General features: G+C 71.3%; 13 protein-coding genes. 6 read left to right on the top strand and 7 right to left on the bottom strand.

Features of this window, described 5'->3' with window-relative positions; all coding sequences use genetic code 11:
• Window positions 1–44: 44 nt before the first annotated feature.
• From OG520_RS15150 to afsQ1, 3 genes are read right to left on the bottom strand one after another with little or no spacing between them, the layout of a single operon-like run.
• Window positions 45–662, bottom strand: a complete 618-nt coding sequence (locus OG520_RS15150) for a GerMN domain-containing protein (protein ID WP_406013520.1) — start codon at window positions 660–662, stop codon at window positions 45–47.
• Window positions 662–2,200: an ATP-binding protein gene (locus OG520_RS15145; protein ID WP_399327412.1), complete on the bottom strand. Its 1,539-nt coding sequence runs from the start codon at window positions 2,198–2,200 to the stop codon at window positions 662–664. Before OG520_RS15145 ends, OG520_RS15150 begins: the two co-directional genes overlap by 1 nt.
• Entirely contained in the window at window positions 2,197–2,874 is a 678-nt protein-coding gene (afsQ1, locus tag OG520_RS15140; protein WP_206433404.1) for a two-component system response regulator AfsQ1, read from the bottom strand. The genes OG520_RS15145 and afsQ1 overlap by 4 nt, the downstream gene beginning before the upstream one ends.
• A gap of 192 nt (window positions 2,875–3,066) precedes the next feature.
• Here afsQ1 and OG520_RS15135 point away from each other — a divergent pair, with 192 nt between their 5' ends.
• On the top strand, window positions 3,067–3,828 hold the full coding sequence (locus tag OG520_RS15135; protein WP_266415157.1) for a SigE family RNA polymerase sigma factor: 762 nt from the start codon (window positions 3,067–3,069) through the stop codon (window positions 3,826–3,828).
• 210 nt (window positions 3,829–4,038) lie between these two features.
• On the opposite strand, the gene OG520_RS15130 is transcribed toward OG520_RS15135, so the two are convergent.
• Window positions 4,039–4,746: a uridine kinase gene (locus tag OG520_RS15130; protein WP_406013519.1), complete on the bottom strand. Its 708-nt coding sequence runs from the start codon at window positions 4,744–4,746 to the stop codon at window positions 4,039–4,041.
• 63 nt (window positions 4,747–4,809) lie between these two features.
• Here OG520_RS15130 and OG520_RS15125 point away from each other — a divergent pair, with 63 nt between their 5' ends.
• Window positions 4,810–5,229, top strand: coding sequence for a hypothetical protein (locus OG520_RS15125; protein WP_399327418.1), 420 nt, complete (start codon window positions 4,810–4,812; stop codon window positions 5,227–5,229).
• Between the two features lie 61 nt (window positions 5,230–5,290).
• Here the strand turns inward: OG520_RS15125 and OG520_RS15120 are convergent, their stop codons facing one another.
• Genes OG520_RS15120 through deoC form a run of 3 tightly spaced genes read right to left on the bottom strand, consistent with a single transcriptional unit; the run spans window position 5,291 to window position 8,587 of the window.
• Entirely contained in the window at window positions 5,291–6,190 is a 900-nt protein-coding gene (locus OG520_RS15120; protein ID WP_406013518.1) for an aldehyde dehydrogenase family protein, read from the bottom strand.
• The gene (locus OG520_RS15115) at window positions 6,180–7,619 is read right to left on the bottom strand and encodes an aldehyde dehydrogenase family protein (protein ID WP_399327422.1); all 1,440 of its coding nucleotides are present in this window, start codon (window positions 7,617–7,619) and stop codon (window positions 6,180–6,182) included. The genes OG520_RS15120 and OG520_RS15115 overlap by 11 nt, the downstream gene beginning before the upstream one ends.
• 5 nt (window positions 7,620–7,624) lie before the next feature.
• On the bottom strand, window positions 7,625–8,587 hold the full coding sequence (gene deoC, locus OG520_RS15110) for a deoxyribose-phosphate aldolase (protein ID WP_406016488.1): 963 nt from the start codon (window positions 8,585–8,587) through the stop codon (window positions 7,625–7,627).
• A 159-nt stretch (window positions 8,588–8,746) separates the two neighbouring features.
• Here deoC and OG520_RS15105 point away from each other — a divergent pair, with 159 nt between their 5' ends.
• The 4 genes from OG520_RS15105 to pstA all read left to right on the top strand — a co-directional run bounded on the left by OG520_RS15105 (window position 8,747) and on the right by pstA (window position 12,386).
• Window positions 8,747–9,406 (top strand): PH domain-containing protein, encoded by a 660-nt coding sequence (locus OG520_RS15105; RefSeq protein WP_406013517.1) that lies wholly within the window; start codon window positions 8,747–8,749, stop codon window positions 9,404–9,406.
• A 307-nt stretch (window positions 9,407–9,713) separates the two neighbouring features.
• Window positions 9,714–10,160 (top strand): hypothetical protein, encoded by a 447-nt coding sequence (locus OG520_RS15100; RefSeq protein WP_406013516.1) that lies wholly within the window; start codon window positions 9,714–9,716, stop codon window positions 10,158–10,160.
• Window positions 10,157–11,161, top strand: a complete 1,005-nt coding sequence (pstC, locus tag OG520_RS15095) for a phosphate ABC transporter permease subunit PstC (protein ID WP_406013515.1) — start codon at window positions 10,157–10,159, stop codon at window positions 11,159–11,161. The genes OG520_RS15100 and pstC overlap by 4 nt, the downstream gene beginning before the upstream one ends.
• Before the next feature lie 13 nt (window positions 11,162–11,174).
• Window positions 11,175–12,386 carry a phosphate ABC transporter permease PstA gene (gene pstA / locus OG520_RS15090; RefSeq protein ID WP_406013514.1) on the top strand — a complete coding sequence of 404 codons (1,212 nt, stop codon included), beginning with the start codon at window positions 11,175–11,177 and terminating at the stop codon, window positions 12,384–12,386.
• The last annotated feature ends 1 nt before the right edge of the window (window position 12,387 follow it).

The following is a 12,387-nucleotide window of genomic DNA, read 5'->3' as shown; positions in this document are numbered from 1 at the left end:
CCCGAGGCCGGAGAACCGGCCGCCGGACACCCCGTGCGCGCCGCTCAGGCCCCCTTGCCCGCCCCCGGCGTCGGGACCACCTTGGGCCGCGCCTTCATCTCCGAGGTGCACAGATAGCCGCGCGGCGCGTAGTTCCCCGGCCCGCCCAGCACCACCGTGCCGTTCGGGGCGAGCGTGTCGCTCTCCGCGTACGTGCACACGATCTGCGCCAGCGCCTCGGACCGCAGGTCCTCCGGCTGCTCGCTGAGCCGCAGCGTGCCCTGCCGGTCGCCGGTGCGGGCCGCGCCGACCCGCAGGTTCTCCGGGACGGCCGTGGAGTACCCGGCCCGCCGTTCCTCGGCGGGCGGCTTCTGCCGCAGTTCGTCCAGGAGCGCCTGCGCCACCGGGACCCGGTCCGAGCCGGTCCCGGCGACCTGCACCGTACGGTCCACCGTGACCAGCTGCGAGGAGCAGACCAGATAGATCTGTACGGGTATGCCCTTGAGCGCCTGCGTCGTGATGTCCTCCGCGGACATCGCGCACGGCACCTGGGACGGCGCGGCCCCCGCGTCCACCGGCACCGAGGTGGACCTGATCCCGCAGCCCGCGGCCAGTACGGCCACGGCCACGGCCCCGGCCAGCGCCAGGGCCGAACGGCGCGCCCGGCGGTTGTCGCTGCCCATCACGTGGCCTCGCCCTCCTCGTCCCGGTCCCCGGGGTCGTGCCCGCCGGCGGAACGGGTGAGCTGCTCGGCATCGCGCGGCAGCCGCAGTACGAACACCGCGCCGTCGCCGTCCGGCGAGTTCGCGGCCGTGATATCACCGCCGTGGATGTGCGCGTTCTCCATGGCGATGGACAGGCCGAGACCGCTGCCCTCGGAACGCGGGCGCGAGGCGCTGGCCTTGTAGAACCGGTCGAAGACATGCGGCAGCACGTCCTCGGGGATGCCCGGACCGTGGTCGCGCACCTCGATGACGAGCTGGTCGCCCTCGGTCCGCACCGCGACCCGTACCGGCGAACCGCCGTGCTTGAGCGCGTTGCCGATCAGATTCGCCAGGATCACATCGAGCCGGCGCGGGTCGAGGCGGACCATCATGCCGCGCTCGGCGTCCAGATCCACCGCGTCCAGCCAGGCACGGGCATCGATGCAGGCGGTGACCTGGTCGGCGACATCGACGGTGTCGAGGACGAGCCGGGCCGTACCCGCGTCGAAGCGGGTGACCTCCATCAGGTTCTCCACCAGGTCGTTGAGGCGCCGGGTCTCGCTCACCACCAGGCGTACCGCGGGCGCGATCATCGGGTCGAGGCTGTCCGCCTCGTCCTCCAGCACCTCGGTGACGGCGGTCAGCGCGGTGAGCGGGGTACGCAGCTCGTGCGACATGTCGGCGACGAACCGCCGACTCGCCTCGTCCCGCGCGCTCATGTCCGCGACCCGCTTCTCCAGCGAACTCGCGGTCCTGTTGAACGTACGGGAGAGATCGGCCAGTTCATCCGTGCCGGACACCACGAGCCGGGTGTCGAGCTTGCCCTCGCCGAGCTTGCGGGCCGCGTCGCCGAGCCGCTGAACGGGCCGCAGCACGGTCGTCGCCGCGGCCTGCGCGAGCAGGGCCGAGCCGATCAGCGCGAGCCCGGTGGCGATGCCCAGGGACCAGGCGAGGGAGTTGAGATCCTGCCGTTCCTGGTCGAGCGACTTCAGCATGTAGCCGGTCGGGCCACCGCCGATGATCTTCGTACCGCCCACCAGGTACGGCGTGCCGCGGATACTGGTCCGCTGCCAGAACAGGTGGTACTCGTACTTGTTGCCCGTCTCCAGCGGCTGCTTCTTGTTGACCGCCTTCTGCAGCGACAGCGGCACGTTGTCGAGCGTGAAGGTGTCCAGGTCGGAGTTGCCGACGATCGGCTTGCCGGTGTCGCGCTCGTCGACCAGCAGCACGCTGTAGCCGGGCGAGCTGCTCGCCATCTGCACCGCGGCGTTCTGCAGGTCGTCCCTGGTGGGATGGAGCGGCAGCGAGGCGGCCCGGCCCTGCATCTCCTGGCGGAAGTCCCCGAGCGCGGAGTCCTGGGTACGGGTCAGCACGGCTTCGCGGTTCAGCCAGTACGCGATCCCCGAGGCGGACACCGCGGCGGTCAGCGCCACCAGCGCGAACACCACGACGAGACGCAGCCGCAGACTGGTCCAGCGAAGCCCGGTGAGCAGGCTCCGTTTGACGGCATCGCTCACTGAGGCGAGTCCAGTCGGTAGCCCACACCCCGGACGGTACGGATCAGCGTCGGCGAGGACGGCACGTCCTCCACCTTGGCCCGCAGCCGCTGCACACACGCGTCGACCAGCCGGGAGTCACCGAGGTAGTCGTGCTCCCAGACCAGCCGCAGCAACTGCTGCCGGGACAGGGCCTGACCCGGCCGGCGGCTCAGCTCCAGCAGGAGGCGCAGCTCGGTCGGCGTGAGCTGCAGATCCTCCCCGTTCTTGGTCACGGTCATGGCGGAACGGTCGATCACCACGCTCCCGAAGGACGCGGAGTCGGTGGATTCGCGCTCGCCGCGACGCAGCACCGCACGGATACGGGCGTCGAGCACCCGGCCCTGCACGGGTTTCACCACATAGTCGTCGGCACCGGACTCCAGCCCGACCACGACGTCGATGTCGTCGCTGCGCGCGGTCAGCAGAATGATCGGCAGCTGGTCGGTGCGCCGGATACGCCGGCACACCTCGAAGCCGTCGATCCCGGGCAACATCACATCCAGCACGATCAGGTCCGGCCGCTGCTCACGCAGCAGTTTCAGGCCGTCCTCTCCCGTCGCGGCAGTGGCCACACGGTGGCCCTGGCGCGACAGCGAGAGTTCGAGGGCCGTGCGGATGGCGTCGTCGTCCTCGATCAGCAACAGGAAAGGCACGCTGGTCATTCTGACCCATGGTGGAGCCCCAGTTCGACAGTTGGGGCCGACTCATACATCCGGCGCACCCTCCGCGCACGGACGGCAGGCCCTGTGACAGGCCTGTGACAGTCGGCGGACAGTGCCATGAAACTGCCCCGGCAAGCTCATTGGCACAAGGAACGGACGGACTCCACCGATGGGGGGCGCGAGATGAACGCAACTCACAGCATCACCGCAAGCGCAGTTGTCACGCGTCTCCATGACGTCGGCCGGAGTATCGAGAAGTCCGGCGCCGGGAGTGGACGGGGGTGCGTTCGTGGCGCCGGGCGTCAGCACCCGTCGTACATGACGGTGGTTGACGCGCCTGTGGGGGGCAACGGGGGGAACAACGGGGGCAGCGCGTACGGGGAGGTCACGGGGGAGCGGAAGGTCCCGGCACAGGGCGAGGACGCCGAAGCGGCGTTCACGGCCTACGTCCGGGAGCGCCGCGCCTCCCTGTACGCAACCGCCTACCACCTGACCGGCGACCGGTTCGAGGCCGAGGATCTGCTGCAGAGCGCCCTCTTCTCGACGTACCGGGCGTGGGACCGGATCAGTGACAAGGCGGCGGTCGGCGGCTATCTGCGCCGCACCATGACGAACCTGCACATCAGCGCCTGGCGCAGGCGCAAGCTCAACGAGTACCCGACCGAGGAGCTGCCGGAGACGGCGGGCGACACGGACGCGATGCGCGGCACGGAACTGCGCGCCGTGCTCTGGCAGGCGCTGGCGCGGCTGCCGGAACTCCAGCGCACGATGCTGGTCCTTCGTTACTACGAGGGCCGCACCGATCCGGAGATCGCGGCCATCCTCGACATCAGTGTCGGCACGGTGAAGTCCAGCATCTGGCGGTCGCTCCGCCGGCTGCGCGAGGACGAGGTCCTCAGCTTCGGCCGTGACGAGGAGGAGTCCTTCGGCGAGCTGGTGGCCTGAGGCGAGGGGGGACACGGGGGAGAACGGGGCCGCTGCTTCGGGGGAGGCGGCGGAGTACGGGGGAAGTGCTGCGGGGTCGGAGGGGCCGGGGGGTCCCGTCCGGCCCCGTTCGCGTGTCTGCGTGCGTATGTGTGCGTGTGTGCGCGTGCGGAGCCCCGGTCGGGGGGAGGGTCGCTAGGGCCTGTCCGACCCTGATCCGCCTGACAGGCCCTAGACCGTCCCCCGTGCCGCGGGCGCCCGGCGGCACCGCCCGGCCGCCGCGGCGGCCAGCCGGCCCAGTGCCTCTTCCTTGCCGCACGGGTGCGCGCCCAGCGCCGTCTGCCGCGCCACGATCCGCCGTTCCGCCCGCATCAGCCGCCACCCGCGCCGCAGCAGGAACGGCACCGACTTGCGCCCCTCGCGCAGATCCCGCAGCAGGCGGCGGCGGAACGTCGTCGTCGGACGGCCGCGCAGGCACAGCGCGTCCGCCAGTACGCCCAGCTTCTGGCACCGCTCGACTATGTCCGCGGCGAAGATCCCCTCGGCCACGAACAGCGGCGTGCGCTCGATGTGGAGGGCCTCCCGGTCGACCCGGGAGCTCGTGGTGATGTCGTAGACCGGGACGTGCGTGCGGCCCGTGCGGCACAGTTCCGTGATCGCGGCGACCGCGGCGTCGGCGTCCCAGGACTGCGCGGAGTCCCAGTCGATGTCCGTGCTGCCGGGGACGAGCGGCAGCGTGGGGTCGTCGCCCTCCTTGTAGAAGTCGTCCAGGCGCAGCACCGGCAGGTCGGTGCGGGCGGCGAGGGAGGACTTGCCGGAGCCGGAAGGGCCCGCGAGCAGCACGACGCGGGTCGGGATCGGTTGGGAATTCACAGAACACGAGTGTGAGGCATTGACCCGCGCAGGGGATCCCCCGGTGCCCGTGTTGGTATCGAGCATCACACCTCAACTACTCTGCGCACTCGGGTGATTACTCGATCGTCTCGATCAGGTGGGAATTCCATGGCACGTCATGCACTTTCCAAGTCCCGGCGCCGCGCTCTGCTGAGGGCAGGTCTGACCGTCACCGCGGTGGGTGCCGCGCTCGGTGCGGGGGGTGCGGCGGCCCAGGCGGCGCCGCTGCCCCACGTGCCGGTCGTGGGCGCCGACAGCAGCCTCGGCGAGGCCGGGGAGGCCGCCGGGGGCGCGGTGACCGGGGCGCTCGGCCACTCGCTCAGGAACGGCATCGCCCCGGTGACGCATCTGCCGCTCGACCCGCTGGCCGGCACGGGCACGGATCCGCTGGACAACGCGGTGGGCACGCAGCTCGCCGATTTCAAGCCGCTGTCCACGGCCGCCGTCACCGACCCGCTGACCAGCGGTGGTGCGCTGAAGGACCTGCCGCTGGTCGGGCCGGTGGCGAAGGCGCTGCACGGCAGCTGAGCCGGGAGTGGCCCGTTCCGCCGGAGTGCCGGAGGAACGGGCCGCTGTTGCGCGGGGCCGGTCAGTAGGAGGAGCCCGAGACGCCCAGTGCGCCCGTCGGGTGCCAGACCGTCTTCGTCTCCAGGAAGGCCGTCAGCCGGTGGGTGCCCGGATCGGTCGTCCAGTCCACGGTTCCGTCCACAGGCTGTGGGCGCAGGACCCGCTTCAGGTTGTCGGCCGCCGCGATCTCCAGCTCCTTCGCCAGCTCGGCATCGGCGCCCGTGAGGTCGATGGCGTTCACGTCCTGGTGGGACGCGAGCGGCGCCGCGATCTCCGCCGTCCTCCCGGACAGGATGTTCACCACTCCGCCCGGCAGGTCGGAGGTGGCCAGTACCTCACCCAGCGAGAGCGCGGGCAGCGGAGAGTCCGCCGAAGCGATGACGACGGCCGTGTTGCCGGTCGCGATCACCGGGGCGACGACCGAGACCAGGCCCAGGAACGACGACTCCTGGGGTGCCAGGACGGTGACCACGCCGGTCGGCTCGGGGGTGGACAGGTTGAAGAACGGGCCCGCGACCGGGTTCGCCCCGCCCACGACCTGGCCGATCTTGTCGGTCCACCCGGCGTACCAGACCCAGCGGTCGATCGCCGCGTCCACGACGGCCGCCGCCTTGGACTTCGACAGGCCCTCCGCGTCCGCCACTTCCCGTACGAACTGGTCCTTGCGGCCCTCCAGCATCTCCGCGATGCGGTAGAGGATCTGGCCGCGGTTGTACGCCGTCGCCCCCGACCAGCCGCCGAACGCCTTGCGGGCGGCCACGACCGCGTCGCGCGCGTCCTTGCGGGAGGACTGGGGGGCGTTCGCCAGCCACTTGCCCTTCGAGTCCGTCACCTCGTACACCCGGCCGCTCTCGGAGCGGGGGAACTTGCCCCCGACGTACAGCTTGTAGGTCTTGAAGACGCTCAGACGGTTATCGGACATCGAGGTACGCCTCCAGGCCGTGACGGCCGCCTTCGCGGCCGAAGCCCGACTCCTTGTAGCCGCCGAAGGGCGAGGTCGGGTCGAACTTGTTGAACGTGTTGGCCCAGACGACGCCCGCCCGGAGCTTGTTCGCCACCGCGAGGATGCGGGAGCCCTTCTCCGTCCAGATGCCGGCCGAGAGGCCGTACTGGCTGTTGTTGGCCTTGGCGACCGCCTCGTCGGGCGTGCGGAACGACAGCACCGACAGCACCGGGCCGAAGATCTCGTCGCGGGCGATGGTGTGCGCCTGGGTGACGTGGGTGAACAGCGTCGGGGCGAACCAGTAACCGGCGGAGGGGAGTTCGCAGGGGGCGGACCAGCGTTCGGCGCCCTCCGCCTCGCCCGTCTCGGCCAGTGCGGTGATCCGGGCGAGCTGCTCCGCGGAGTTGATCGCGCCGATGTCGGTGTTCTTGTCCAGCGGGTCGCCGAGCCGGAGCGTGGACAGCCGGCGCTTCAGGGCGTCCAGCAGTTCGTCCTCGATCGACTCCTGGACCAGGAGTCGCGAGCCCGCGCAGCAGACCTGGCCCTGGTTGAAGAAGATGCCGGTGACGATGCCCTCGACGGCCTGGTCGATCGGGGCGTCGTCGAAGACGATGTTGGCGCCCTTGCCACCCAGTTCGAGGGTGACCCTCTTGTCCGTACCGGCGATCTGGCGGGCGATGGCCTTGCCGACCGCGGTCGAGCCGGTGAAGGCGATCTTGTTGACGTCCTCGTGCTCGACGAGGGCGGCGCCCGCGTCCCCGTACCCGGTGAGGATGTTCACGACACCCTTGGGCAGGCCCGCCTGGCGGCAGATGTCCGCGAAGAACAGCGCGGAGAGCGGGGTCGTCTCGGCGGGCTTGAGGACCACTGTGTTACCGGTGGCGAGCGCCGGGGCGATCTTCCACGCGAGCATGAGCAGCGGGAAGTTCCACGGGATGACCTGGCCCGCGACGCCGAGGGGGCGCGGGTTCGCGCCGTAGCCGGCGTGGTCCAGCTTGTCGGCCCAGCCCGCGTAGTAGAAGAAGTGCGCGGCGACCAGGGGGAGGTCCGCGTCACGGGTCTCCCTGATCGGCTTGCCGTTGTCGAGGGTTTCGAGAACGGCAAGCTCGCGGCTGCGCTCCTGGATGATCCGGGCGATCCGGAAGAGGTACTTGGCGCGCTCGGAGCCGGGCAGTGCCGACCACTTCTCGAACGCCTTGCGGGCCGCCTTCACGGCCCGGTCGACGTCGGCCGCACCGGCCTGCGCGACCTCGGAGAGCACCTCTTCGCTGCTCGGCGAGACGGTCTTGAAGACCTTGCCGTCGGCCGCCTCGGTGAACTCGCCGTCGATGAAGAGCCCGTACGAGGGCGCGATGTCGACGACCGAGCGCGACTCGGGGGCGGGGGCGTACTCGAATGCAGATGCCATGGGGATCAGTCCACCGTCACGTAATCGGGGCCGGAGTAACGGCCGGTGCTGAGCTTCTGGCGCTGCATCAGCAGGTCGTTCAGCAGGCTGGAGGCGCCGAAGCGGAACCAGTGGTTGTCCAGCCAGTCCTCGCCCGCGGTCTCGTTCACCAGCACCAGGAACTTGATCGCGTCCTTGGAGGTACGGATGCCGCCGGCCGGCTTCACGCCGATCTGCACGCCGGTCTGCGCCCGGAAGTCGCGCACGGCCTCCAGCATCAGCAGGGTGTTCGCGGGCGTGGCGTTCGTCCCGACCTTGCCGGTCGACGTCTTGATGAAGTCGGCGCCCGCCAGCATGCCGAGCCAGGAGGCGCGGCGGATGTTGTCGTACGTGGACAGCTCGCCCGTCTCGAAGATCACCTTCAGCCGGGCGTCGGGGCCGTCGGCCCGCGCGCACTCCGCCTTCACGGCGAGGATCTCCTCGTACACCTTCAGGTAGCGGCCGGAGAGGAAGGCTCCCCGGTCGATCACCATGTCGATCTCGTCGGCCCCGGCGGCCACGGCGTCGCGGACGTCCGCGAGCTTCACGTCGAGCGCGGCGCGGCCGGCGGGGAAGGCCGTCGCCACCGACGCCACCTTCACACCGGAACCGGCCAGCGCGGCGACGGCGGTCGCCGCCATGTCGGGGTAGACGCAGACCGCCGCGGTGTGCGGGGTCGTGCGGTCGGTCGGGTCGGGACGGACGGCCTTGGCGGCGAGGGCCCGGACCTTGCCCGGGGTGTCCGCGCCTTCCAGCGTCGTCAGGTCGATCATCGAGATGGCCAGATCGATGGCGTAGGCCTTGGCCGTCGTCTTGATCGAACGGGTTCCGAGGGACGCGGCGCGCGCTTCGAGGCCGACGGCGTCGACGCCGGGCAGCCCGTGCAGGAAGCGGCGCAGCGCACTGTCGGACGCGGTCGCGTCGGAGAATGCAGGAGCTGTGGTGGGCATGGTCACCAGAGGAGCATATCTACGCGCGTAGCGACCTGTACAGGGGGACCGGTTCTCCGCGTGCGGCGCGGTACCGGGGCGGCCACCCCTGCATCGTGCGGCGCGGTACCGGGGCGGCCGCCCCGGCGCCCCTTGCGCCCGTCAGGCAGAATCGGGCCCATGACGAGCCCCACACCACCCGCCGAGCCGGTCTACGCCGACCGGACCTTCCGCTCGCCCGCCGGGATCGTCGGGGGTGTCCTGCTGCTTCTGCTCATCTGCTGGATCGGCGGGGACGCCGTGATCCGGGGGGACGACCGGGTGCGGTGGCTGGCGGTGGCGGGGATGCTGACCGCGGTGCCGCTGGTCGTCGCGTTCACGCTGCGGCCCGTCGTGCTCGCCAATGAGCGGCGCATCCGGATCCGTAACCCGTTCCGGACGATCACCATGCCGTGGACCGAGGTCGCCGATCTGCGGGCCGGGTATTCGAGTGAGCTGTTCACCGAGGGCGGCGCCAAGTACCAGCTGTGGGCGGTGCCGGTCTCGCTGCGGCAGCGGAAGAAGGCGGCCCGGCAGCAGTCCCGGCGGTCGCTGGACGACCCGTACGACCGCACGTCCGTGCACGCCGATGTCCGCGACACCAAGGCCCGGATGGCGTCGGCCGACCAGAGCATGGCCGACCTGCGCGAGTTGGTGGAGCGGGCGAAGACGGGCCCGGGTGCCGCCCCGGCGGCCACGGATTCCATGGAGCCGTCCGTCGCGGTGCGCTGGGCGTACGAGGTGATCGCACCGGCGGTGGTGGGCGCGGTGCTGCTGGTGGTGCTGTTCGCGGCCGGCTGAGGCCGGTCGGGGAGGGCGCGTACCGGAGCCTGATCCGGTGAAGCCCGCACCGGGCCGGTGCGGGCTTCACTCATGCCCGGGGTCCTGCTTGACGTCGACGTAGTCGCCGGCGGCGGTCGCGCCGCCCGTCGTGGACGTCTCCGGTAGGTATGCGAGTTGCCGCATCTGTGTATGCCGGGCGCACGAGGGGCAACTTCCGGGTGAAAGCCGACCGCTGCGACGGTTTCCGGTCCCGGCGGTCATGCCCGCCTCCATACATTGCGCGTGCCGCCCGACTTCCGAAGCGGGCGGCGGGGGGTGGGACGAGATGACGGACGACGGCGGTCCCGGCAGAACGGACGCCACGGGCGCGCGCTGCCGGATAGACATCGACTCGGACGGCGGATACGGCTGGCGGATGGTCGCGCAGAACGGACGCGTGGTCGCGGTCTCCGCGGGCTCGTACGGCGAGTACGGCGAATGCCGGGCCGCCTTCGAGGAGTTGTGCGCGCGGCAGCAGGATCTGACGGGCGGCGTGCAGCACACGCCCGGGGGCAACGGCTGGATGTGGTTACTCCGGGACCGGGGCGGACGGGCCACGGTCGTCTCGGCGCGGGCCTACGAGCGCCATTCGACGTGCCGGGCCGCGTACGAACGGTTCCGCGCGCTGCTCGCCGAGATGGGGGGGCGTCACCGGAAGTTGCCTTTAGGGCACACCTCATTCACACCTCGGAGCGTGCATGTCCATGACGCGGCAGCAGCGTCGACCGCGTGACGAGAGATACGAGTGGGACCGCGGCGCCGGACGCGCCGCGGCGGCTGTACGCGGATCCGGGGCTGCCCGACCGCGTGTTCAGGGGCGTGGCCCGCGACGGCGGCGGGCTGGTGCTCGCGGTCATGCTGCTGGTCGGCGGATTCCTGCTCTACCGGGCCTGGCAGGCGCTGTCCCGGGCGGGCTGGTCGTTCCTGACGACCGAGACGTGGGAGCCGGACGCCGGCCGCTTCGGGATCGCCGCCGTGCTGGTCGGGACGGTGCTCATCGCGCTGGTGGCCATCGCCGTCGCCGTACCGCTGGCGGTCGGCGGGGCGCTGTACATCTCCGAGTACGCGCCGCCCCGGCTGCGCCGCACGCTGATCAGCGTCGTCGACCTGATGGCGGCCGTACCGTCGGTCGTCTACGGGCTGTGGGGGCTGTTCTTCTTCGAGGGGAAGATCCTCCCCACCGCCCGGTGGATCGCGACCTACCTGGGCTGGATCCCGCTCTTCCGGGTGGACGGCGCCGACCCGTCCGACCCGCTCGCCCCGGAGAGCGTGTACACCTCCTCCACGCTGGTCGCGGGGGTCGTCGTGGCACTGATGGTCGCGCCGATCGCCTGCTCGGTGATGCGCGAGGTGTTCTCGCAGGCGCCGGCCGGTGAGCGCGAGGGCGCGTACGCGCTGGGGGCCACCCGCTGGGGCATGATCCGCAGCGTCGTCCTGCCGTTCGGCAAGGGCGGCATGATCGGCGGCACCATGCTCGGTCTGGGCCGGGCACTGGGCGAGACCATCGGGGTCTACCTGATCATCTCGCCGGTCTTCGAGATCCAGTGGCACGTGGTGCAGGGCGGGGCCAGTTCGGTTGCCGCGCTGATCGCCCTGCGCTACGGCGAGGCCAGCGAATTCGGCATGTCGGCGCTGATGGCCGCGGGCCTCGCGCTCTTCCTGATGACGCTCGTCGTCAACTTCGCGGCGTCGTCGATCGTCGCCCGCAGCCGGTCCGGCGCGGCGAGTGAGTGAGGGGACCCAGCAGATGACCATCGCACCCGAGAGGCCCGTCACCACCGCGGAACGGGACGCGCCCGTGGGGGAGCGGCGGCGGTCCCTCGGCCTGCTGCGCGCCACCGACGTGTACGCGCTGCTCGGCGCCGCGGCAGCCGCGCTGTCGATCACCTGGCTGCTGTTCGCCCGGCTGCTGCCGTTCAGCGGGACCGTCGGCTTCCTGGCCGTCGCGTACGGGCTGTTCCTCGCCCTGTACGGACTGCTGGTCTCCTTCGACGAGAACGGCCCCGCGGTACGGGACCGGCTGGCCGCCGTCGTCGTGCAGAGCCTCGGCCTGGTCATGGTCGTCGCGCTCGGCTTCGTCGTCGTCTTCACCCTGTGGGAGGGCCGCAAGGCGCTGCCGCACCTGAACTTCTTCACCCAGGACATGGCCGAGGCGGGCCCGCTGGACCCGCTCTCGGCCGGCGGCATCCTGCACGCGATCCTCGGCACGCTGGAGCAGATCACCGTCGCGCTCGCCCTGACCGTGCCCACCGGCATGGTCTGCGCGGTCTTCCTCAACGAGGTGTCGGGACGCTTCGCCCGGTTCGTGCGGACCGTCGTCGAGGCGATGACCGCGCTGCCGTCGATCGTCGCGGGCCTGTTCGTCTATGCGACGGTGATCCTCGCCCTCGGCTTCGACCGGTCCGGCCTCGCCGCCTCCCTCGCGCTCGCCGTGATGATGCTGCCGATCATCATCAGGGCGGCGGACGTGGTGATCCGGCTGGTGCCGGGGACGCTGCGGGAGGCCGCGTACGCGCTGGGCACCTCGCGCTGGCGCACCGTCCGGCACGTGGTGCTGCCGACCGCGCGGTCCGGGCTGACCACCTCCGTCATCCTCGGCACCGCGCGCGGGATCGGCGAGACCTCGCCCGTGCTGCTGACCGCCGGATTCACCGCCGAGATCAACGGCGATCCGCTGTCGGGGCCGCAGGTCTCGCTGCCGCTCGCCACCTTCGAGTTCGTCAAGTCGCCCGAGCCCACGATGATCGCCCGCGGTTTCGGTACGGCGGCCGTCCTGATGGCGCTGGTGCTCGTGCTGTTCGTCGTCGCCCGCGTCATCGGCGGCCGGGGACCGGGGCAGCTGACCAGGCGTCAGGAGCACCGCCGGGTCCAGGCGTCGCGGCGTGACGCCGAACGGTTCGCCGCCCGGTCCGGGCGGCGCGCGCCCCGCGAAACACCCATGGATACGAGGAGTGAGTGAC

Origin of the sequence: Streptomyces sp. NBC_00984 (genome assembly GCF_045162475.1) — a bacterium.
Taxonomy (GTDB): domain Bacteria; phylum Actinomycetota; class Actinomycetes; order Streptomycetales; family Streptomycetaceae; genus Streptomyces.
This window is presented reverse-complemented; position numbering and strand designations above follow the sequence as displayed.

Bases quoted from the DNA above. Each gene is read 5' to 3' on its own strand.
- OG520_RS15150 (WP_406013520.1), bottom strand. From the start codon at position 662: ATGGGCAGCGACAACCGCCGGGCGCGCCGTTCGGCCCTGGCGCTGGCC.
- OG520_RS15135 (WP_266415157.1), top strand. From the start codon at position 3,067: ATGAACGCAACTCACAGCATCACCGCAAGCGCAGTTGTCACGCGTCTC.
- OG520_RS15130 (WP_406013519.1), bottom strand. From the start codon at position 4,746: ATGCTCGATACCAACACGGGCACCGGGGGATCCCCTGCGCGGGTCAAT.
- OG520_RS15125 (WP_399327418.1), top strand. From the start codon at position 4,810: ATGGCACGTCATGCACTTTCCAAGTCCCGGCGCCGCGCTCTGCTGAGG.
- OG520_RS15120 (WP_406013518.1), bottom strand. From the start codon at position 6,190: ATGTCCGATAACCGTCTGAGCGTCTTCAAGACCTACAAGCTGTACGTC.
- OG520_RS15115 (WP_399327422.1), bottom strand. From the start codon at position 7,619: ATGGCATCTGCATTCGAGTACGCCCCCGCCCCCGAGTCGCGCTCGGTC.
- deoC (WP_406016488.1), bottom strand. From the start codon at position 8,587: ATGCCCACCACAGCTCCTGCATTCTCCGACGCGACCGCGTCCGACAGT.
- OG520_RS15105 (WP_406013517.1), top strand. From the start codon at position 8,747: ATGACGAGCCCCACACCACCCGCCGAGCCGGTCTACGCCGACCGGACC.
- OG520_RS15100 (WP_406013516.1), top strand. From the start codon at position 9,714: ATGACGGACGACGGCGGTCCCGGCAGAACGGACGCCACGGGCGCGCGC.
- pstA (WP_406013514.1), top strand. From the start codon at position 11,175: ATGACCATCGCACCCGAGAGGCCCGTCACCACCGCGGAACGGGACGCG.